Source organism: Nonomuraea sp. NPDC005692 (genome assembly GCF_040631115.1).
GTDB lineage: Bacteria > Actinomycetota > Actinomycetes > Streptosporangiales > Streptosporangiaceae > Nonomuraea.
Genome location: NZ_JBEXYU010000024.1, coordinates 56,606 through 78,190 on the forward strand (window position 1 = coordinate 56,606; position 21,585 = coordinate 78,190).

20 protein-coding genes are annotated in these 21,585 nt (G+C 71.8%); 10 read left to right on the forward strand and 10 right to left on the reverse strand.

Going from position 1 to position 21,585, the window contains the following annotated elements; translation table 11 throughout:
* Window positions 1-114: 114 nt before the first annotated feature.
* The 8 genes from ABZ459_RS36205 to ABZ459_RS36240 form a co-directional block, all read right to left on the reverse strand.
* A complete protein-coding gene (locus ABZ459_RS36205) occupies window positions 115-609 on the reverse strand; it encodes a hypothetical protein (protein WP_357980098.1) in 495 nt (164 codons plus the stop codon).
* Window positions 606-2,033, reverse strand: a complete 1,428-nt coding sequence (locus ABZ459_RS36210) for a HAMP domain-containing sensor histidine kinase (RefSeq protein ID WP_357980101.1) — start codon at window positions 2,031-2,033, stop codon at window positions 606-608. Before ABZ459_RS36210 ends, ABZ459_RS36205 begins: the two co-directional genes overlap by 4 nt.
* 41 nt (window positions 2,034-2,074) lie before the next feature.
* Window positions 2,075-2,764, reverse strand: a complete 690-nt coding sequence (locus ABZ459_RS36215; RefSeq protein WP_357980104.1) for a response regulator transcription factor — start codon at window positions 2,762-2,764, stop codon at window positions 2,075-2,077.
* Window positions 2,765-2,787: 23 nt separating this feature from the next.
* Entirely contained in the window at window positions 2,788-3,345 is a 558-nt protein-coding gene (locus ABZ459_RS36220; RefSeq protein WP_357980107.1) for a GerMN domain-containing protein, read from the reverse strand.
* Between the two features lie 23 nt (window positions 3,346-3,368).
* The gene (locus ABZ459_RS36225) at window positions 3,369-4,586 is read right to left on the reverse strand and encodes an acyltransferase (protein WP_357980111.1); all 1,218 of its coding nucleotides are present in this window, start codon (window positions 4,584-4,586) and stop codon (window positions 3,369-3,371) included.
* Between the two features lie 26 nt (window positions 4,587-4,612).
* Window positions 4,613-5,428: an SGNH/GDSL hydrolase family protein gene (locus ABZ459_RS36230; RefSeq protein ID WP_357980114.1), complete on the reverse strand. Its 816-nt coding sequence runs from the start codon at window positions 5,426-5,428 to the stop codon at window positions 4,613-4,615.
* Window positions 5,429-5,941: 513 nt separating this feature from the next.
* Window positions 5,942-6,730 carry a hypothetical protein gene (locus ABZ459_RS36235; protein ID WP_357980117.1) on the reverse strand — a complete coding sequence of 263 codons (789 nt, stop codon included), beginning with the start codon at window positions 6,728-6,730 and terminating at the stop codon, window positions 5,942-5,944.
* A gap of 24 nt (window positions 6,731-6,754) precedes the next feature.
* On the reverse strand, window positions 6,755-7,054 hold the full coding sequence (locus ABZ459_RS36240) for a hypothetical protein (RefSeq protein ID WP_357980120.1): 300 nt from the start codon (window positions 7,052-7,054) through the stop codon (window positions 6,755-6,757).
* A gap of 219 nt (window positions 7,055-7,273) precedes the next feature.
* Between ABZ459_RS36240 and ABZ459_RS36245 the strand changes: the two genes are divergently transcribed.
* Window positions 7,274-7,693 carry a hypothetical protein gene (locus ABZ459_RS36245; RefSeq protein WP_357980123.1) on the forward strand — a complete coding sequence of 140 codons (420 nt, stop codon included), beginning with the start codon at window positions 7,274-7,276 and terminating at the stop codon, window positions 7,691-7,693.
* Window positions 7,694-8,322: 629 nt separating this feature from the next.
* Here the strand turns inward: ABZ459_RS36245 and ABZ459_RS36250 are convergent.
* Window positions 8,323-9,789, reverse strand: coding sequence for an alpha/beta fold hydrolase (locus ABZ459_RS36250; RefSeq protein ID WP_357980126.1), 1,467 nt, complete (start codon window positions 9,787-9,789; stop codon window positions 8,323-8,325).
* 148 nt (window positions 9,790-9,937) lie between these two features.
* On the opposite strand from ABZ459_RS36250, the gene ABZ459_RS36255 reads away from it, so the two are divergent.
* The 9 genes from ABZ459_RS36255 to ABZ459_RS36295 all read left to right on the forward strand — a co-directional run bounded on the left by ABZ459_RS36255 (window position 9,938) and on the right by ABZ459_RS36295 (window position 20,726).
* A complete protein-coding gene (locus tag ABZ459_RS36255) occupies window positions 9,938-10,261 on the forward strand; it encodes a sensor domain-containing protein (RefSeq protein WP_357980129.1) in 324 nt (107 codons plus the stop codon).
* A complete protein-coding gene (locus ABZ459_RS36260; protein ID WP_357980132.1) occupies window positions 10,215-11,195 on the forward strand; it encodes a histidine kinase in 981 nt (326 codons plus the stop codon). Before ABZ459_RS36255 ends, ABZ459_RS36260 begins: the two co-directional genes overlap by 47 nt.
* A 12-nt stretch (window positions 11,196-11,207) precedes the next feature.
* A complete protein-coding gene (locus tag ABZ459_RS36265) occupies window positions 11,208-11,735 on the forward strand; it encodes a response regulator transcription factor (RefSeq protein ID WP_357980135.1) in 528 nt (175 codons plus the stop codon).
* A 261-nt stretch (window positions 11,736-11,996) separates the two neighbouring features.
* Window positions 11,997-14,075 (forward strand): hydantoinase/oxoprolinase family protein, encoded by a 2,079-nt coding sequence (locus tag ABZ459_RS36270; protein WP_357980138.1) that lies wholly within the window; start codon window positions 11,997-11,999, stop codon window positions 14,073-14,075.
* On the forward strand, window positions 14,072-15,787 hold the full coding sequence (locus tag ABZ459_RS36275) for a hydantoinase B/oxoprolinase family protein (RefSeq protein ID WP_357980141.1): 1,716 nt from the start codon (window positions 14,072-14,074) through the stop codon (window positions 15,785-15,787). Before ABZ459_RS36270 ends, ABZ459_RS36275 begins: the two co-directional genes overlap by 4 nt.
* A gap of 37 nt (window positions 15,788-15,824) precedes the next feature.
* The gene (locus tag ABZ459_RS36280) at window positions 15,825-17,153 is read left to right on the forward strand and encodes an MFS transporter (RefSeq protein WP_357980144.1); all 1,329 of its coding nucleotides are present in this window, start codon (window positions 15,825-15,827) and stop codon (window positions 17,151-17,153) included.
* A 28-nt stretch (window positions 17,154-17,181) separates the two neighbouring features.
* A complete protein-coding gene (locus ABZ459_RS36285; RefSeq protein WP_357980147.1) occupies window positions 17,182-18,366 on the forward strand; it encodes a glycine C-acetyltransferase in 1,185 nt (394 codons plus the stop codon).
* Window positions 18,363-19,157, forward strand: coding sequence for an SDR family NAD(P)-dependent oxidoreductase (locus ABZ459_RS36290; protein ID WP_357980150.1), 795 nt, complete (start codon window positions 18,363-18,365; stop codon window positions 19,155-19,157). Before ABZ459_RS36285 ends, ABZ459_RS36290 begins: the two co-directional genes overlap by 4 nt.
* 75 nt (window positions 19,158-19,232) lie before the next feature.
* The gene (locus ABZ459_RS36295) at window positions 19,233-20,726 is read left to right on the forward strand and encodes a CoA-acylating methylmalonate-semialdehyde dehydrogenase (RefSeq protein ID WP_357980436.1); all 1,494 of its coding nucleotides are present in this window, start codon (window positions 19,233-19,235) and stop codon (window positions 20,724-20,726) included.
* A gap of 67 nt (window positions 20,727-20,793) precedes the next feature.
* On the opposite strand, the gene ABZ459_RS36300 is transcribed toward ABZ459_RS36295, so the two are convergent.
* Entirely contained in the window at window positions 20,794-21,564 is a 771-nt protein-coding gene (locus ABZ459_RS36300) for a GntR family transcriptional regulator (protein ID WP_357980153.1), read from the reverse strand.
* Window positions 21,565-21,585 lie beyond the last annotated feature (21 nt).

The window sequence follows — 21,585 nt, forward strand, 5'->3', positions numbered from 1 at the left end:
GCAGCGCCGGCGCTGCGCGCCGGTCCTCACAGGGCCATGCCGCCAGCGCCCGAAACGGTGCGTATGGCCGGCTCCGCCCTGCGGCCGGGCCATGTCCTCGGTTGATCGGAAAGGTCATGGCGTGCAGGTGCGGGTGCCGGTTGAGCCGTCGACCCGATGCATCTTGACCCGGACGGAGCCCAGGGCGGTGCGAGTCGTCGTGCTGACCGTGTCGGCCACCGTGCACACCAGTTGCCGTTCGGCGGTACGGTCGATGCCCCAGCCGAGGGACAGCCGGACGTCCACCGGCCCGCGCGGGTCGATGCGGACGAGCGGGAGCGGGGCGCCCGGTGGGACGAAGCTGACCAGGCCACGCGCGCGTTCGGCGGCGTCCGGGCCCTGCACCAGCGCTTCGAGCGCCGCGTGCAGCGTGTCGGTGCCCCGGTGGAGGCGCGACACCCGTTCCAGCCCGAGCGCGGAGGAGAAGTACACGTGCACGGTGGCAGACCGGCTGGTCGCGCCCTCCAGCGCGGTGGCCGCGGGACCGGCGGGTGTCGGACCGGTGTCGGTGATCGCGCAGGCCGCCGTCAGCGTCACCGCCAGCAGAACCGGTGCCAGGCGGCAGCTCACGGCCGGTTCCAGGGCAGGGTGAGCGTGAACACCGCACCGCCGCCCGGGGCGTTGGCGGCGCTCAGCGTGCCGCCGTGCAGGCGGGCGTTCTCGTAGGCGATGGCCAGGCCGAGACCGCTGCCCTCGCTGCGGGTACGGGCCGCGTCGCCCTTGGTGAACCGGTCGAAGACGTAGGGCAGCAGGCCGGCGGCGATGCCCGGTCCGTCGTCGGTCACGGTGAGGGCGACGCCGCCGGGGACCGTCCGGGCCCGCAGCCGTACCGTGGCCGCGGGGCCGCCGTGGCGCAGCGCGTTGCCGACGAGGTTGGCCAGGATCACGTCCATGCGGCGGGGGTCGAGCCGGACGCGCAGCCCCTCCGGGACGTCCACGGGGACGCGGTCCTGCCAGTGCCGGAGCGCAAGCGTCTTGCGCACGAGTTGCGCAAGGTCGACCTCGTCGAGGGTGAGGACGGCGGCCCCGGCGTCGAACCGCGACACCTCCATCAGGTCGTCCACGAGCCGGGCGAGCCTGCGCGTCTCGTCGGCGACCAGGCCCACGGCCTCGGCGGTCTCGGGCGGCATCCGGCCCGCCGCGACGTCCTCGTCCAGCAGGCCGGTCACGGCGGTCATCGCGGCCAGCGGCGTGCGCAGCTCGTGGGAGACGTCGGCGGCGAACCGGCGGGCACGGGACTCCATGTCGCGCAGGACGGCGGTGTCGCGTTGCAGGGTCGCGGCCATGGTGTTGAAGGTGCGGCCGAGGTCGGCCAGTTCGTCGTCGCCGGTGACGGTGATCCGGGTGTCCAGTTCGCCCGCCGCCATACGCTCGGTGGCCGAGCGCAGCCGCCGTACGGGACGCAGCACGCTGCCCGCCGCCAGCAGCGCGGGCAGGATCGCGGCCAGGACGACCGGCAGCGCTCCGGCGCGCGCGGCGGTGACCAGCGAGTCCACGTCACGTTGCTGGGCGGCCAGCGAGAAGGAGGCGAACACCACCAGCGGAGGCCGGGCCGCGGGCCGCGCGGCGTCCTGTACCGGGACGGCGATCGCCAGCCAGGGGCGGCCGTCCCGTTGGAAGCGCTGGACCAGGGACGTCGACGCCGCGGCCGCCGCGCTCTTCAGCTGAGAAGGCAGCGCTGGAGCGGTCGAGGCGGCGACGACCAGCGGCCCGTCCTGGAGCGACGCGGCGGTGCGCCAGTCGCGGGAGCCGCCCGCGCGGTCCAGTTGGAGGGTCAGGGCGCGCAGGTCGGCAGGTGCCGGATCGGAGGGCAGGTCCGGTGCCAGCGAGTCGATCTGGGTGCGCAGGTCGTGCACCGCGCTGCTCTGGACGCGTTCCAGGATCGCCGAGCGGGCCTGGTGGAAGGTCAGCGCGGCGGTGGTGAGCGCGCCGAGCGCGGTGACCAGCACGAACCCCACCACCAGACGGGTACGCAGCCCGCGCGGCACCCTCACCCGCGGCACTCTCCCCCGTGGCGCTCTCACCCGTGGCACTCTCACAGCGGTCCGAACCGGTAGCCGAAGCCGCGGACGGTCTGGACGTAGCGGGGACGGCGCGGATCGTCCTCGATCTTGGCCCGCAGCCGCATCACCCCGGCGTCGACCAGCCGGTAGTCACCGTGGAAGGTGTGCTCCCACACCTGCTCCAGGAGCTGCTGACGGCTGTAGGTGCGTTCGGGGGAGGCCGACAGGAACAGCAGCAGCTTGCGTTCCGAGGGTGCGAGGGCGACCTCCGTGCCGTGCTTGAGCACGCGTAGCGCCGTCCGGTCGATCTCCAGGTCGCCGAAGAAGGCGCGGTCGTCGGCGGCCTCCGGCTGCGCGAGCGCGACGCGGCGCAGCACCGCACGCATCCGGGCCTCGATGACCTCGGCGCTGGCCGGTTTGACGACGTAGTCGTCGGCGCCCGACTCCAGGCCCACCACGACGTCCACGTCGTCGCCGCGTGCCGAAAGGATCACGATCGGGAGGACCTGGCTGAACGCGCGGATCCGGCGGCAGACCTCCAGCCCGCTCATGCCCGGCAACATCAGGTCCAGCAGCACCAGGTCGGGAAGCGACGCCGAGACCTCCGCCAGCCCCTGCTCACCGGTGCCGACCGCCACGGTCTCGTGCCCGCGCCTGCGCAGCCCCAGCGAGACACCCCGGCGAACGGCCTCGTCGTCCTCGATCAACAGAACCCGCGTCATGATCCCTCCATCGACCGTCCCCGTCACCGGGACGGGGTGGCAACGTCGAGCGGAACGGCCGAACCGGTCTCGTCGCAGGTGACCGGCCAGGCCGGGCCCGCGATCCCCGACTCGAAGACCCGCACGACCACGTCGGCCTGCGCGCGTCCGCCCGGCACGCCCGGCGCCGCGGCGGCGGTGCACACCAGCTGGCTCACCGCCGTGTGGTCGAGCTCGGACACCACCCACGGCAGGTACAGGTCCACCGCGCCGCGCACGGCCCGCGCCCGGACCTGCCGCGACCCGCCCGGAAGGGCGGTGGTCAGGCCGCGCGCCCGTTCGGCGGCGGTGGGCCCGGCCAGCAGCGCGTCCAGCGCCTGCTGCGGCCCGGCGCCGGGCCTGGCCGGACGGGCGGCCGGCCAGGAGCCGTACGGCGTGCGGAAGTACACCCGCAGCTGATGTGACCGGTCAGTGGTCAGGCCGCCGGTGGCGGGCGCACCGGCCGCCATCGGCCCGGTCGTCCTCACCTCGGTCCCGCAGGCCGCGACTGCCAGGACGGCGGCCAGCAGCGCGACCAGCCGGATCAGCTGCGTGCCTCCCACTCTCCTCCTGCCCGCGCGTGTCGTCATGGTGAGCCCAGCCGGCTCACATCGACGGTGCCCGCTCCCGGATTCGGCTGAGGAATCGCCGCCCATGTGCCCACAGCCATGGTGATCGCGACGGCGAGCGCGGCCAGCCCCGGGCGGCCGGTCGCCCATCGGGCCCGCGACCGTACCGGGTCCTCCACCAGCAGCTTCGACAGTATCGCAGCCAGCAGCGACAGCCCGATCGCCAGAGCGTCGCGTCCCCGACCCCCCACTCCGAGCACCTCCGGGGGCAGCAGCAGAAATATCGGCCAATGCCACAGGTACAGGCTGTAGGAGACCTCGCCCAGCCGTCGCGGCAGGACGCCACCGACGGCCCGCCCCGCGAACCCACCGGGCACGGCGGCCAGCAGCGCGATCAGCACGGCAGAGGCCAGCGAGTGCGTGAACATCCCGCCCTGGAACAGGCCGGGGGCCTTCTCGCCCGCGGTCAGCGTCCAGGAGAGCACCAGGACACCCAGCAGGACCGCGCACAGCGCGTCCGCGGCCGCCCTGGGCACGCGTCCGGCCAGGTCCCGTGCGGGTGCGGTCGCCGCGACCGCACCCAGCAGCAGCGAGAACGCACGCGTGTCGGTGCCCTCGTAGGCGCGGGTGGTGTCCACGGCGTCGCCGTACCTGACCATGAGGACGAGCGAGATCAGCGCCCCGACCGCTGCGACGGCGGCGACCCGCCGATGCCCGCCGGCGCCCCCGCGCCCCACGGCCAGTACGACCAGCGGCCAGAGCAGGTAGAACTGCCACTCGACGCCGATGCTCCACAGGTGCGCGAACAGGCGGGTGCCGGCGGCGTTCCAGTAGCCGATCTGCTCGGCGATGTAGTGCCAGTTGGCGGCCTGGGCCGCCGCCCACGGCGCGTCCTGCAACACCGCCCGCAGCATCGATGGCGTGGCGAACGCCCAGGCCAGCAGCAGCGTCGCCACGCCCATGAAGGCCAGCGCGGGCAGCAACCGCCGCGCCCGCCGCGCCCAGAAACCGGCCAGGTCCATGCGGCCGCTCCGGTCGAGCTCGGCCAGCAGCAGCCCGGTGATCAGGAAGCCGGACAGCACGAAGAACAGGTCCACACCGAGGAACCCGCCGAACAGGTACCCGGCATGGAACAGTAGAACCGCCGCGACGGCCAGGCCACGCAGCCCGTCCAGCGGCCCGATGTGCGCACGCGCCGCGCTCTGCCGCCGATGGGCCCCGGCGAAGGAAAGCATGTCAACGACTCCCGTCCGGATGGGGATCAGGCGCAGCCCAGCTTGGAGAAGCGCTCGTCGCCGACCCACGAGCCGTTGGCCCACGCCTCGGGCGGGGCCGGGGTGAAGCCGAGCTGCTCGCCCAGCTTGCCGGTGAACCATTTGGCGAACGCGGCCGAGCCCTGCTGGCAGGAGTGGATGCCGTCCTTGGAGCGCTGCGCCTTGGACGCCGACGCGTCGGTGCCCCACAGCTCGGAGGCGTCCAGGAACTGCGCTTTGCCGTCCTGGGCGGCCTGCCGTGCGGTCTCGGGGGCGCTCCTGATCGCCGAGGCGTACGGCTTGTAGAAGTCGTCCAGCTTGAACGGCGGCGCCGAGACGATCACCAGCTCCCCGCCCGCCTTCTGGACGGTGGCCGCGAGTTTCCGGTAGGCGGCGAGTTGCTGCTGCCGGGTTCCCCAGTCGTAGGTGGTGATCTGGTAGGCGACGACGTCGGGCTTGAACTCGGCAAGGTTCTTGCCCAGTTGCTGCCAGGTGTCCTTGGCGCCCATCTTCGTCACCGGGTGCTCACCGGCGACGACGTTGCCGCCACCGCTGGAGGTGGCGTTCTTGAACTCCACGCCGCCGGCCTCCAACGCCGCGCCCAGCGCCGGGGCTTCGGCTCCGGCGATGGAGTCACCGAGCCACAGAACCTTCTTCCCGGTCGATTCGGACTTGCCGGAGGTCGCCGCCGTGGTCTTGGCATCGTTGCCGCCGCCGGAACCCTCGCCGCAGGCGGCGAGGGTAGCGCTCAGGCTTACCGCGGTCAGGGCCAGCGCGGCTCTCTTGATCGGACGGCGTCGCGCAGGAAGGTTGTTGTTGTGCATGACTTCACCCAACCAGCGGAAAACTCCTGGTCAGTGCGGTCGTCATCAAACCATCACACAACGGTGGAACTCCGGTCATCAACCGGTCGGCGTCACCCCCGAAGATCTCCAGCGACGATGCAGACGGCCATCGAGCGCCAGCGGGCACGTCGCCCTGTACGAGGAGCACAGCGTCCGCCTGCCCGAGGACTACGAGATCGTCGGCGTCGGCTCCGGCCGGCGCGCCAGGCCAGTGCCGAGATCGGCGACATCTCCCGCTGCAGGGGTTCGGCGTCAAGCGCGCTGGCCTGCGCAGCTGCGGTCGCTACCTCGTCACAGCCGACAGCAAGGCGTGGTCGTACGCCGGCCGCCGCCCAGCCCGACCAGCTCGACCTGTTCCCGCCTCGGCCCGGCCCGCACGCCGGCTTCAACGTCGCAGCGCCGGTACGGGTGGCGTTCCCCCTCACCGGCGTCGCGGGTGTTGCTGTCCGCCGGCCGTCCTGCAGGCCGATGGTTCGCCTTGCTCAAGATCCCTTACCTGGCCGGAGCTGCCGAGCCTGCCGGGAGACGGATCCGTCGGGTCGTGGTCAGCCCGGCGGCCGAGGCGCAGATCAGGGCGATCGGGATCCACACGAGGTCGGCAGCCTCCATCGGCATGACGTTCATGAGCACGAGTTGGCCCAGTGCCCCGACGTACACGAGGGGCGGGATCAGCAGTAGCCGGCGAGTCGCCCTGTCGGCGGTGCGCCAGCGGGCGCCGAGTGAGGCCAGCACGAGCAGAACGGCTGCGGCCGAAAGGATGATGGCCGCGGGCTGCATCCATACCGCGGCCTCCCACGGCAGGCTCATCGGGTTGCCGCCCGCGCCGCCGTCACTGCGCGGCCAGTTGTCTCCCGCCATCACCGTGGAGGTCACTCCGGTCGCCAGCGCCGACACCCACACGACGCTTCGCCGGCGCACCACGCCGTCCGGGTACAGGGCCACGGCGATCAGGAGTATCAGCCACACCTGCGGCACCCACAGCCAGTACGTCAGCCAGTAGTCGAACCCGACACCGTCGCCGATCTCGACAATCGGCATCCCGAGCTCTTTCCACAGCTCCAAGACCGGCCTGACCGTGCCCAGCGCCCCACTGACCAGGAAGACCGAACCGACCTTCCTGGTCGCCGGGTGACCGGCCAGCCAGCCGCCCGCCACCAGCGCGCTCACGACCAGGAGTGTCACGCCGATACCGGGCGGATCGTCCCTGGCTGCGTCGATCACGTAGTGCGTCACCGTCGCGGCGAGGGCGAGCCCCACGCCCGACCAGATCGCGGCACGCATGCCATGCTCCTTATGCCGTACGGGCTACCAGCCGCCCATGTGCCGCATGCCGCCCGTGGAACGGACGCCGCCCCCCACGCTCGCCGCCCAACCACCCGTGTCGCTGTGTCTCGTCATCATGGCGAGCCTGCCAGCGCCCCCTGGCCGACCACAAGCCTCGCAGCCTCGGAGCTCGTTCTGCATCCGGTACTCGATGGTGTGCTCACGTCCCTTGCGGTCGAGGATGACCGTGTAGTTCGCGCCCTTCTTGGCTTTGATCTTCAGGTAGTGCTTCCGGCCGTTGCCGCAGGGGTAGGGGCCCGCGCCCTTTACTCGCCAGCCCACGTCCGAGGTGGTGATCCGGTCCAACCCGACCGAAATCTTGGTTCCGTCACCGCTTGACCGACCAGACCTTGGTAGGGGTGTGAGAGTCGTGGCCAATGGCGATCCAGCGGCCCAGGGCCTGGGCCGGCGCCAGCAGACCGACCGCAGCGGCCGCGTCCACGGAATGGCGCCCAAATCAGACGGGCGAAACGCCTGCCTCACAGTGACCGAAGTGCCTGCATGGCATCCGAAGCGTTCTATACGACGGCCGCCCAAGTCCTGCCGACGTTGCTCATCGCCCTCTCCATCGAAATCGGGGTGATCTCGCGCCCCTACGCGGAAGCTGCCAAGGCAGCACAAGCCTTGGCCGAGCAGGTCCGACAGCAGGGGATCCCCTCCGTTTGGACCCCTGAGCAACTGCGCACGCTTCAGGCTGGGGCGGATGGTCGCGCATATGGTCGATCAGCCCTGTGGGTCCGGTGGGCTTTCCTGTTCGGCCTCGTCTTCCTTGCCGGCGAGACAGCCGCCCTACTCGCGGTCGGCTACCACTGGTTCAACCCCTGGACCTTCTACACCACGGGCGCATCCGCCGTGCTCTTGATGCTCGCCACCGCCATCATTCCCTGGCTACGCCTGTCATCGGACCTGTTCCCGGAGTAGGAGATCAGTGCACGACTCACGGACGATCCCCCTTCCAAGGTGTAGTTGTCCCGCGGACACCCGCCCGCCGGGGCGCGGCGGCGGCCGAGAGCGGAGCCCGCTCCACCACCACCGGGATCTGCCGGATCACCTCGTCGGTCGTGGCATCCCCCGTCGATACCGCGGTGTCGTCACTCACGCGTCGTCCTACCGAACTGCCCCGCCCCAGTCGTCCACAGCCATGACCGCTCGTGCGGCCAGCCGCAGCCCAGGCCCTCCGACCAGCGCGGACGCTCTACTTTGCGTCTGGTGACACCGACCCGAGCGCCGGGCCGTAACCGATGCGGATGTCAGCCGCCGGTCGGTCGGGGGCGACAGGGGCGGGCGGCGGGGTTCCGGGCAGCCACGGCTGGCCGGGTCTGCGGTCGGCGGAGGTCTGGACGCGCAGTCGCTTGGCCGGCCGGGGCACCTTGGTAAGGCGGCCGGCGTGGTAGGTACCGGCGACGGCGCCGGACCGTGACCGGCATGGCGAACCGGGCTCGACGTCGCATCGTGTTTGGGAGAGCTGCTTGCGGCACCCGATCAACCTGCGCGCCTTCATGATCTGGCGGTGGTGCTGATCGGATGGCCGATTGCCATCGATATGACGGTCATTCGGCAGGGCAGGTGGTACCCGGCGCGGGCAGCCTGAGGTCGGTCAGGTACGTGGTGGCGTACCGGATGGGGCACTTCTTGCCCGACATGTACAGGACATGGCCAGGCCCGTCGTAGCCGACGGTCACCGACCCCGGGATCGTCCTGGTGAAGCTCTCGGTCCATGCGTAGTCGCCCCACGTGCTGCCGACTCCCAGGAACGGCGGCAGGCCGCGGGTCGGCAGCGGGCGCGACGGGTTGGCGACCGGCAGCGGCCAACCGATGCATCCGAGCGCGTCGAAGGCGGCTTCCCCGAAGTTCGGCGAGACCTTCCGCGCCTGGCGGAGGAACTTCCGCAGCTGCGCGTAGCTGCGGTAACCACGGCCATCTGCGCACGTCATCGCCAGTGCTCCGGGCGCGGCCCAGATCCGCGCGTTGCCGAGAGCGAAATCGGCGAAACCGGACCCGTCCCCGGCCCGGGCCTTGTCCACCGCCTCGGCGAAGGCCAGCCACCGCGAGTTGTCCGGTCCTGGATCGCTCATGAAGCCGAAACTCCTCAGGTGCCATCCGCTCAGCTCGCCCTTGCCGAACTGGGACGACGTGACCGGGATCGGCCTGCGATCGGCGTCTCGAACGAGCTTGCGCCAGACCGCTCCGGCGTCCTGTCCGTGCAACGCGCAGGCGGGGGTGTCCGCACACCAGGTGGTGAATCTGGTGAAGAGCTGTTCCCGGACGGGCAGCGCCCGCAATGCCTGGTCCGGCCAGCCGTCGACCTGGTTGATCGTCCCGTCGAGGTACATGGCTCGAATGCGCTGCGGGAACAGCCGGGCGTAGGCGGCGGCGGGCACCCCTCCATAGGAGTTGGCCATGAAGCTCAGCCGTTCCTCGCCCAGAGCCTCGCGAACCGCGTCCATGTCTCTGGCCACCGACAGAGATTCCATATGAGCGAACAGGTCGCTCTTGTCCGCGTTCCGGCAGGCCTTGAGGGCCTTGGTCATCGCCGCGGCCAATGCCTCGTACTGCTTCCGTCCCTGCGGCTCGAACAGTGTCGTTCCAGGCTCCATGCAGGACGGCGGAGTCCGATCACGCCACACGTTGTTGCGCGGCTTGTAGGCGACGAGGTCGAACCTGCGCCGCAGTTCGGTGAGGTCGGACGCGACGCGCTTCAGGTCGTCGATCCCGTTGGCCCCGGGACCGCCGGGAACCCCCAGCACGCTGCCGATCCGGCGCGCAGGCTCGGTGGCGGGCAGCCGGGCCAGGTCCAGTTCGATCTTCGCCCCGTCCGGCCGGCCCCAGTCCACCGGCACCTCCATCGCGGCGCACTGCATGCCCGCCGGCATGTCCTGGCCGGCGCAGTCCCGCCAGGTCGGCTGCGCATCTCTGGCGGCGGCTGCCGGGGTCGTTCCCGCCAGCGCCACCACCGTCACTCCGATGACCAGCCCACTGGTCCTGCCGCGCCTGCGCCGCTGCTTGGTTGTCGTCATGGTGACCACTCTGGTGAGACCGACCGGACGGCCACCACCGGGACGTCCTCCGTGTTGGTTTCGGGATGTCCCCCACGGGTTGTCCGGCTGTTCTCGCGCGTGCCGGTTTGCCAGGCTGGACGGCGGACGGCGGCGGGCGAGGAGGAGCATGGACAGGCGGGCAGAGAGGTGGCGGGTGCTGATCACCGCTCCGGCGCGGGAGCGGTCGCGGCGTGAACTCGCCTACGCGCTGGTGTCGCCGTTCATGGCGGCAGCCGGCCTGGTGCATCTCGTTCTCGTGCTGCTGAGCGTCATCCTGACGGCGAATCTCGTCGGAGTGCCCATGCTGGCCCTGAGCGTGATGGCGGCCAGAGGGCTCGGCACGGCCAATCGACGACTGGCACGAGCGTGGGCCGGGGTGCGGATGCCCGATCCCGGCCCGTTCCGTGCCGGGCCGGGGCCTGCTGAACCGGCTCGGCGCGGCGATCGGTGACGTGACGGGATGGCGCGCCGTCATCCACGGCCTGCTCCGGCTGCCGGCGGCCGTGATCGCCTGTGCGGCCGCCGCCGGGTTGTGGGGAGGCGGCCTGCTCCTGCTCGTCTGCCCCCTTTGGGGACACTTCTCCGCCTTGGCGCACCTCAGTCCCCCGGGCTGGGCGGTCGCGGCGCTGGTGAGCGCCGCCGGACTGGCGCTGCTGCTCCTCGCCCCGCGGGGCGTCCACCTCGCCCTGGCGCCCGAGCGCATGCTCGCCCGTACGCTGCTCGGGCCCGCGCCGGGCGAAACCCGGATCCGCCGGCTGGAGCAGGCACGTGCGCTGGCCGCAGAGGACGCGACCGCCAGGCTCCGCCGGATCGAGCGGGACCTGCACGACGGGACGGCGGCACGCCTGGTGACGCTGGCCATGAGCCTGGGCATGGCCCAGGGCGAGCTCGACCAGGCCGACCAGCCCGGACGGCTCCAGCGCGCCCGCGTCCTCGTCGACAGCGCCCACCGCAGCGCCAAGGAGACCGTGGCCGAACTGCGTGACCTGATCCGCGGCATCCACCCGCCGGCACTCGACCAAGGGCTGGAGGTCGCCCTGGCCACGCTCACCGCACGCAGCCCGATCCCCACCCGGTTCGAAGCCGACCTGCCCGAACGCCCCGCGCCGGCCATCGAGGCCATCGCCTACTTCTGCACGACGGAACTGCTCGCCAACGTGGTCAAGCACAGCGGCGCCAGGCACGCCGTCATCGAGGTACGGGTGCGTGACGGACTGCTGACCCTGCGGGTGCGCGACGACGGCACCGGCGGCGCGGCGATCGGCACCGGATCCGGCTTACGCGGCCTGACCGCCCGCGTCCAGACGCTCGACGGCGTGATCGGCATTAACAGCCCGGCCGGAGGACCTACGGTGATCACAGTCGAACTCCCCTCGCACCTTTGAACGGAGCAGCGCATGCGCATCGTGATCGCCGAGGACGCCGTGATGCTCCGGGAGGGCCTGTGCATGCTGCTCACCTCCCGCGACCACGAGGTGGCGGCCGCCGTGGGCGATGGCGACGCGCTGCTGGCCGCCGTGGCGGAACACGGTCCCGACATCGCCGTGGTCGACGTACGCATGCCACCCTCCCACACCGACGAGGGCCTGCGATCCGCGATCCGGATCCGCCGTGATCATCCGAGTGTGGGGGTGCTGGTGTTCTCCCAGTACATCGAGAAGACCGTCCTCGACCCCGAGGTCGTCACCCAGATCATGGGCGCCAGCCGCCGTACGGAAACCCTCGGCACGCTCACCCCGAGGGAGCGCGAGGTGCTGGCCATGATGGCGGAGGGGCGTTCCAACAACGCCATCGCCGCCGCGCTGTTCCTGTCGTACGGCTCGGTGGAGAAACACGTGACGCAGATCTTCACCAAGCTCGGCCTGTCCCCCTCGGACAACGACCACCGCCGGGTACTCGCCGTCCTGCACTACCTGCAGGCCTGACCATCCGAGGTCGCGGCCGGCAAGGACGCGGTTCGGGCGGAGTGACAGCCTGATCGTTCGCTGAGCAGCGGGGTCACGGGTTGAGCAAAAAGGGCAGGCCCGCGTCGTGGAGGCAAGCCCCCCTTCACCAGGTGATCGGCTTCCAGCGGTTACCGCCGCCAGTCATATCAGTTGACTTCATAAAAATGACAACTAGGCATTGCTGATATCTTAACTCGCTCGTACTGTGATCCCAGTCGCTCGTCGAACGAAGGAGATCCAGTGCCCCCCAGTCACGACCCTCGACCGGCCGGCTGGCGAGTCGGCGCCGACATCGGCGGCACCTTCACCGACGTCATCGCACTGGGGCCGGACGGCCAGGTCGTCCCCATGAAGGTTCTGTCCACCCCGCCCGACTACGGCGCCGGCGTGGTCGCGGCGACCACCGGCGTGCTCTCCCTGGCCGGGGCCCGGCCCGAGGCCGTGGTCGCGATGCTGCACGGCACGACCGTCGCCACCAACGCGATCCTGTCGATGAACGGCGTCCGCACCGCGGTGGTCACCACCCGCGGCTTCCGCGACGTGCTGGAGATCGGGCGTCTGCGCCGGCCGGTGCTCTACGACCTGTCATGGTCCAAGCCCGAACCCCTCGCCCGGCGGCGCGACCGGCACGAACTCGACCAGCGGATCACGGCCGACGGCCGGCTCGGCCCACCGGCGAGCGAGGACGAGATCCGCGCGCTGGCCGGGCGCCTGCGCGCCGACGGCATCGAAGCGGTGGCCGTGTGCCTGATCAACTCCTACGTCCGCCCCGACGAGGAACGGCGGGTCGCCGCACTGCTGCGAGCCGAACTGCCCGGCGTGTACGTCACGGCGTCGGTCGACGTCTCCCCGCAGCCTCACGAGTTCGAGCGCATGAGCACCGCCACGGTCAACGCCTACGTCGGCCCCACCGTGCACGGATACCTCACCCGGCTGGAAGCCGGGCTGCGCGCGGAGAAGGTGCGCGCGCCCCTGCTGGTCATGCAGTCCAGCGGCGGGCTGCTCGACGCGGCCTCCGTCGCGCGGCGGCCGGTGCAGATCATCGAGTCCGGTCCGGCGGCCGGTGTGACCGCCGTGCAGAAGCTCGCCCAGCTGATCGGCCTGTCCACGGTGGTCGCGTTCGACATGGGCGGGACCACGGCGAAGGCGTCCCTGATCGAGCACGGTGAACCGTTCGTCTCGGCTGACTACGAGGTCGGCGGCGGCATGAACGGGGCCCGCGGTCTCAGCTCCGGCGCCGGGTATCCGGTGCGGGCGCCGTCGATCGACATCGCCGAGGTCGGTTCCGGCGGCGGCAGCATCATCTCCGTTGACGCGGCGGGCGCCCTGCACGTGGGGCCCGTCAGCGCCGGCTCGCGTCCCGGTCCTGCCTGCTACGGCCAGGGCGGCGAGCTGCCGACCCTGACCGACGCCAACGTGACGCTCGGCTACCTCAGTCCCGACGCGCTGGCCGGCGGCCGGGTGGCGATTCACCCGGAGCTGGCCGTGAAGGCGCTGTCACCGGTGGCCGAGCAGCTCGGAGACGACGTGGCGGGTGCCGCACGCGGCGCGTACCAGGTGGCGGTGTCGAGCATGACGACCGCGGTCAAGGCGGTGACCAGCGAACGAGGGCGTGACCCGCGGGAGGCCACCATGGTCGCCTTCGGCGGCGCGGGCCCTCTCTATGCCGCCGCGCTGGCCCGCGAGCTGGGGATCTCGACCGTGATCGTGCCCGTGCACCCGGGACTGTTCAGCAGCCTGGGCCTGCTCGTGGCCGACACCGAACGCCAGGAGCTCACCCCGTACCGGGCCGGCCTCGCCGACGTGGGCGCGCTCGCCGCGGAGTTCGCGCGGCTGTCCGCCCACGTACGCGACCAGCTGGGAGCCGGCGCCGTCGTGGACCGGCTCCTGGACATGCGCTACCGCGGCCAGCGATTCGAACTGCGGATCCGGGTGCCCGACGGCGACCTCACCGAGGACCTGCTCGCCGAGACGCGGTCCCGCTTCCACGCCGAGCACAGGCGCACCTACGGCCGGGCCGGTACGGACGAGCTGGTGGAGCTGGTCAACCTCCGGGTACGCGGCCGGCTCCCCACCCCGGTGTCCATCGCGGACGTGCTGAGCCTGCCCCTCGCCCCCGGCGGCGAGCCCGCCGTCCGCGAATGCCGGTTCGCCGAGACCGTGCCCACGCCCGTCGTCGGACGGTCGGATCTCGGCCCGGAACCGGTCGAGGGACCGATGGTCATCGAGGACATGGACGCCACCACCCTCGTCCCGCCCGGCGCCCGGGTGCACCGCGACCGGCTCAACAACATCGTCATCACCTGGAGCGCCTCATGATCCGCGACGCCGTGACCTTCGAGGTCTTCCGCAACGCCGTCACCGGGATCGCCGACGAGATGGCGATCACGATCCTGCGCACGGCCCACTCGCAGCTGGTGGCGTCCAGCATGGACTTCTCTGCCGCCCTGTGCGACGCGCACGGACGGGTGATCGCCCAGGCCAACACCCTGCCGGTGCACCTGGGGTCCATTCCGGACGCGATGGAGGCGATCCTCGACGAGTTCGGCGACCGGATCCGTCCAGGAGACGTCTACCTGCTCAACGACCCGTCCCTGGGCGGCATGCACCTGCCCGACATCTTCGCGGTCGCCCCGGTGTTCGCCGGGGAGGACCTCCTGGGCTTCGCGGTCACGGTCGTCAACCACACCGACGTCGGCGGGTGGGCCGCCGGTTCGATGGCCGTGCAGTCGACCAGCATCTTCGCCGAAGGAGTGCAGATCCCGCCGTCGTGCCTCGTCGAGGCCGGCACGGTGAACGAGACGTTCCTGCGGCTGATCCTGCGCAACGTCCGCGAGCCTGAGCTGCTGCGCGGCGACCTCGAGTCCCAGCTGGCGGCCTGCCACACCGGAGCCGAGGGGCTGCGCGCCCTCGCGGCGCGGCACGGCGTCCACGGACTCGCCGCCCTCATCGACGAGCTGCTCGACTACTCCGAGACCCTGCTGCGCGCCGCGCTCGCCGAGGCCGTCCCGGGTGCCTACGAGTTCCTCGACCACATTGACGACGACGGTCTGGGATCCGGTCCGATCCCGATCCGCGTCAAGGTCACGCTGAACGGGTCGGGGATCGAGCTCGACTTCACCGGCTCCTCGCCGCAGGTCGACTCCGCGCTCAACGCGACGGCCTCCTTCACCCGCTCGGCCGCCTACGCCGCCCTGCAGGGCGTCCTCGCCTCCGACATCCCGGCCAACAGCGGCTTCTACCGGCCGTTCAGTTTCGTCATCCCGGAGGCCTCCATCCTCAACGGCCGGCGGCCGGCCGCGCGCGGCGCCCGCGGGCTCGTCGGCTTCCGGATCATCGACGCCGTGCTCGGGGCGCTCGCCCCGGTGTTCCCCGCCCGGGTGCCGGCCGCCGGGGAAGGCGGGCCCGACGGGATCGCGATCGGCCTCGTCGGGCCGGACGGGGAGTCCATGGTGTTGTGGGACCCTCTGGCGGGAGCGTGGGGCGCGCGTCCCGACCGCGACGGCGTGGACGGCATCAGCTCTCTGGGCGCGAACCTGACCAACACGCCGGTCGAGGAGCTGGAACGCTCCGGTCACCTCCGCATCGACGGTTACGGCTACCTCCCCGACAGCGGCGGAGCGGGCCGCTGGCGTGGTGGCCTGGCGACCTTCCGGGACATGACGCTGCTGGCGGCCGAGGCCACGGTGCAGATCAGGTCCGACCGGCGCAGGTTCCTGCCGTACGGACTGGCCGGCGGCGCACCGGGAACCCCCTCGCTCAACATGCTCGACCCCGGCGGTCCCGGTGAACGGGTGCTGGAGTCCAAACCGCACTTCGCGATGACCGCGGGAACCCGCCACCGGCACGTGACCGCCGGCGGCGGCGGGCACGGCGTCCCCTTCGAACGCCTCCCCGAACTCGTCCTCGAAGACGTCCTCGACGGCAAGGTCACCCACGAGGGAGCCGAACGGGACTACGGCGTCGCGATCACCGCGGACGGCGTGATCGACCAAGACGCCACCGCCAGGCTGCGAGGCCAGGCGCGCTGAAGCCGCTTCCCACCCCCCAGACCGATTGGAACCCCCCATGAGTTCACCCGTCGCGACACCCCCGAGCACCGTCTCACCGCGCACCTGGCGCAAGGTGGGCGTCCGGATCATGCCGCTGGTCGGCCTCGCCTACGTGGCGAGTTACATCGACCGCGCCAACGTCGGTTACATCGCCGCGCCCATGTCCCGGGACCTGGGCCTCGGCAGCGGCCAGATCGGCCTGGCCGCCGGACTGTTCTTCGTCGGCTACGTCCTGTTCGAAGTGCCGAGCAACATGATGCTGAGCCGGTTCGGCGCGCGGAAGTGGATCGCCCGCATCATGATCACGTGGGGGCTGGTCACGGCGGCGACCGCGGCCGTGAACTCCCCGGCCACACTGTTCGCCGCGCGGCTCCTGCTCGGGTTCGCCGAAGCCGGTCTGGCCGCCGGGATCCTGCTCTACCTGACGTTCTGGTTCCCGCGCCGCCAGCGGTCCTGGGCGCTGTCCACCTTCATCGTGATGATCCCGCTGTCCTCGATCATCGGCTCGCCGCTGGCCGCCGCGCTGCTGGAGTGGGGCCAGAGCCTGTTCGGCATCGCGGGCTGGCGGGCGCTGTTTCTCGTCGAGGGCATCCTGACGGTCGTCGTCAGCGTCCTGATCTTCGTCTTCCTGCCGAACCGCCCGGCCGACGCGCGCTGGCTCGACGACGAGGAGAAGGCCGCCATCGAGAACGTGCTCGCCGCCGAAGCCGCCGAACAGCGCGCCCGCGGGGCACTCACCGGGCTGCGCCAGACGCTGACCAGCGGCCGGGTGTGGGCGATGGCCGTGACGTGGTTCGCCATCGCGTTCGGGCTCTATCCGCTGCAGTTCTTCCTGCCCACGATGATCAGGTCCATCACGCAGAGCGTCGGTGACTCCGCCGACGTCAGCAGCGTGCTGCTGTCCGCGATTCCCTACGTGGTGGCCGCGGTCGCCCTTCTGACCTGGGCTCGCCTCGCCGCACGCTGGACGGCGGTCACGGCCACGGCCGTACCGATGGCCCTCGGCGCTGTGGGGCTGCTCGCGGCGACCTTCACCAGCAGCGGCACCCTGTTCGTGCTGGCCGTCTGCCTGAGCGTCGCCGGGATCATCACCGCGATGCCGCAGTTCTGGCGGATCCCGGCCATCGGCCTGACCGAGGCGGCCGCCGCCTCCGGCATCGCTCTGATCAACTCCGTCAGCAACGTCAGCGGATTCGTCGGCCCCTACTTCACCGGGACGATCGCGTCCGCTACCGGCAGCTTCACGTACGCGCTGCTGGCCATCGCGATCATCATGGTCGCCGGGCTGGCCGTCCTGCTCACCACGGGACGCCGGATGGAGCAGCTGGACGGGAGCCTGTCATGACCGCGGCCGACCGGCGGGGAGGCAGGGCGTGAACGCCGCGCTGCTGGACCGGCTCCGGTCCGAGCTCGACGAACGCCGGGCGACCACCGGGCTGCGCCGCGACCTCGTGGTCTCGGGCCCCCAGGGGCCGACGCTCGGCGTGGACGGCGAGTGGCTGGTGAACTTCGCCTCCAACGACTACCTCGGGCTCGCCGGCGACCCGGAGGTCCTCGACGCGGCCCGGCGGGCGCTGCGCGAGACGGGGCTCGGGGTGGCGGCGGGCCGGGTGCTCTGCGGCACCCGGGCCGTCCACGGCGAGCTGGAGGCAGGGATCGCCGAGCTGGTCGGCGCCGAGGACGCCGTGCTCTACAACTCCTGCTTCGACGCGAACCTCGGCCTCTTCGACGCACTGCTCGGCCCGCAGGACGTCGTCCTCAGCGACGCGCTCAACCACGCCAGCCTGATCGACGGCATCCGCCTCACCCGCGCCCGGCGGCGCGTCTTCGCCCACGCCGACCTCGACGAGCTCGAACGCCGGCTCACGGAGTGCGCCGGCGCGCGCCACCGCCTCATCGTCACCGACGGCGTCTTCAGCATGGACGGCGACGTCGCCGCGCTGCCCCGGCTCTGCGAGCTGGCCGAACGCCACGACGCGGTGCTCGTGGTCGACGACTCGCACGCCACGGGGGTGCTGGGCCCGACCGGCGGAGGCACCGCCGAGCACTTCGGACTGAAGGGACGCGTCGACGTGCTGACGGGGACGCTCGGCAAGGCACTGGGCGGCGCAGCCGGCGGCTTCGTCGCGGGCGACCGCGCGGTGGTCGAGACGCTGCGCCAGGTCTCGCGGCCCTACGTCTTCACCAACGCCATGGCCCCCGCGCTGGCCGAGGCGGCGCTGGCGGCGATCCGCATCGCACGACGGCGTCCCGATCTGCGGGAACGCCTGGCCGCCAACACCGCCTGGTTCCGCCAGGCGTTGCACGACCTCGGCTACGAGGTGCCGCCCGGGGAGCATCCGATCATCCCCGTGATGCTGCGCGGCGGCACGCAGGCCCTCGACGTGGCGGCGGCGCTGCGCCGCGAGGGCGTCCTCGCCTTCGCGCTCTCCCACCCGGTCGTCCCGGCCGGCGAGGAGCGGATCAGGGTGCAGGTCTCGGCCGCGCACACCGCCGGCCAGCTCGAACGGGCGGCGGCCGCCTTCGGCCGCGCGCGTGCCGTCCTGGCCGGCTCATGAGCACCGCCGAGGGGCTGCGGGCGCCGACCAGCGCCGACGGCCGCGAGCTGGAGGGCCGGGTCGCGATCGTGACCGGCGGGGCCCGTGGCATGGGCCTGGCCGCGGTACACGCGCTGGCCCGCCGCGGTGCGACCGTCGCGGTGTTCGACCTGGCCGCGCCCGGCCCCGGAGAGCTGGCGTCGACGCCGGCCGTGCCGGCGGACCGTGTCCGGTCGTTCACGGTGGACGTCACGGACGGCGACCAGGTCCAGCGGGCGTTCGCCGCGCTGCTGACGGAACGGTCGCGGCTCGACATCCTGGTCAACGCCGCGGGCGTCGCACCGCCGACCCCGTTCGAGGACATCACCCTGGCCGAGTGGAACCAGGTGCTGGCGGTCAACGTGCTCGGGACGGTCCTGTGCTGCCAGCAGGCGCTTCCCGCGATGCGCGCCCGGAGCTGGGGCCGCATCGTCAACTTCTCCTCCACCGCCGGCAAGACCATCAGCACCGCCGGCGGCGCCCATTACACGACGGCGAAGCACGGCGTCCTCGGGCTCACCCGGCACCTGGCGAAGGACTGCGGACCCGACGGGATCACGGTGAACGCCGTCTGCCCGGGACTCATCGACACCCCGATGGCCCGCGCGCTGCTGCCCGGAGACGCACTCGAACGCGCCACCCGGTCGTTCCCGGTGCCCCGCGTCGGGCAGCCCTGGGAGGTCGCCGAGCTCGTCGCCTTCCTCGCCTCGGACCGCGCGGCGTACATCACCGGGGCGGCCATCGACATCAACGGCGGCGACCTGATCGTCTGACGCGGCGCCGCCGACCACCCGCAACCAGCACCCCACGAGAAGGTGAGTTTTTCTGTGAGCACAGGGACAGTCAGGATGATCCGGCACCGGATCGACGGCCGCGAGACCGCCGGCCGGTCGAGCCGCACCGCCCCGGTTTGGGACCCCGCGACCGGCGCGCATCAGGCCGACGTGCTGCTGGCCGAGCCCGCCGACGTCGACGCCGCGGTGCGGGCGGCGCGGGCCGCCTTGCCGGGTTGGGCCGACACCTCGGTCATGCGGCGGTCGCGCTTGATGTTCGCCTTCCGCGAGCTGGTCGGCAAGCACCTCGACGACCTCGCGCGGCTGGTCTCCGCCGAGCACGGCAAGGTCCTCGACGACGCCAGAGGCGAGCTCGTCCGCGGCCTGGAGGTGATCGACTTCGCCTGCGGGATCCCGCACCTGCTCAAGGGCGAGTACTCCGACCAGGTCTCGACCGACGTCGACCTCTTCTCGTTCCGGCAGCCGCTCGGCGTCTGCGCCGGGATCACGCCGTTCAACTTTCCCGCCATGGTCCCGCTGTGGATGCATCCGATCGCGATCGCGACCGGCAACACGTTCGTGCTCAAGCCTTCCGAACGCGACCCGTCGACGGCCAACCTCATCGCCGATCTCTACGCCGAAGCCGGTCTGCCCGACGGCGTCTTCAACGTCGTCCACGGCGACAAGGTCGCGGTCGACGCGATCCTCGACCACCCGGACATCGCCGCCGTGTCGTTCGTCGGCTCGACGCCGGTCGCGCGGTACGTGCACGAGCGCGCGAGCGCGGGAGGCAAGCGCGTTCAGGCGCTCGGCGGCGCCAAGAACCACGCCGTCGTGCTGCCGGACGCCGACCTCGACCACGCCGCCGATCATCTGGTCGCGGCCGGGTACGGCTCGGCGGGCCAGCGCTGCATGGCGATCTCGGTCGCCGTCGCGGTCGGTGACGTGGCCGAGCCGCTGGTCAAGCTGATGCGTGAGAAGGCGCAGGCGATCAAGGTCGGACCGGGGCTGGAGGCCGGGTCCGAGATGGGGCCGGTCGTGTCGGCGCAGGCGCTCGAACGGATCAGGGGCTCCATAGACTCCGGCGTCGCCGCGGGCGCCGACCTCGTCCTCGACGGGCGCACGCTCGACATCGAGGGCGACGGCTTCTTCGTCGGGCCGACGCTGTTCGACCACGTCACGCCCGAGATGGACGTCTACCGCGACGAGATCTTCGGCCCGGTGCTCGTCGTCGTGCGGGTCGGCTCGCTGGAGGAGGCGATCGACCTGATCAACGGCAACAACCTGGCCAACGGCACGGCGATCTTCACCAGGGGCGGCCACGCGGCGCGCCTCTTCCAGCGCTCCGTGCAGGTCGGGATGATCGGCGTCAACGTGCCGGTCCCGGTGCCCATGGCGTTCCACTCGTTCGGCGGCTGGAAGCAGTCGCTGTTCGGCGCCCACCACATGCACGGTCCGGAGGGCGTCGCGTTCTACACGCGCGCGAAGGCCGTCACCAGCCGGTGGCCGCAGGAACGGGAGGACGGCCCGCGCCACCCCGGCGACCTCTCCTTCCCGACGGCGGTCTGACCGGACGGCCCGGCCTCCGACCGGCCTCGCGCCGCACCCCGGAGGCCCGGCCCCTGCCCGGCACCGGCTAGGCCGGCGGGCGCGACGCGGGCAGCTCGATGTGCGCCCTGCTCACCGACGTGCTCTTCGCCAGGACCTGCAGCAGGTCGCGGCGCACGCGCTCGCACCGCGCGCGCATCGCGTCCCGGGCGGCGTCCGCGTCGCGCGCGCGCAGCCCCTCGTAGACGGCTCCCAGCTCTCCGGGCGGGCTCGCGATGCCGGGATCGATCAACGCGGCCATGCGCAGAACCCGTTCAAGCTCGTCGAGCACGTCGACGATCGACTTGCCAAGCCGGGGGTTGCCGCTGAAGTTGGCGATGATGCCCTCGAACTCGATGCCGGCCCGGAGCGACTCCTCCTGTTCCACTTCGCCCGCCGCGAGCGCGATGGGCACCTTGGACAGCGCTTCGAGCCGTTCGAGCGCCGGCGCCGTGACACCGAGGCGCGCGGCGGCGGCGGCCGCCTCGCCGGACAGCAGCGTGCGCAGGGCGCACAGAGCGTCGGTGTCATGCAGCGTGATCGGGCTGACGACGTAGCCCGCGCGCGGCAGCGCGGTCACGAGCCCGTCGCGCCGCAACCGGGCCAGCGCCTCGCGCACCGGCGTCTTGCTGATATGCCATTGCTCCGCGAGCGACGTCTCGGTGAAACTGCTGCCGGGAGGGAGCGTCAGGTCGATGATCTGGCGCCTGATCGCCCGATATGCCTGGCTCGTGCGGTCGAGGCCGGTCTCGTCCGTGCCGACCAGCAGCAGCGCGGGGATGTGCGGCGTTCCGCTGATCACGCCATGGATGTCGGACATCGCGCCAGGATACCAATTCCC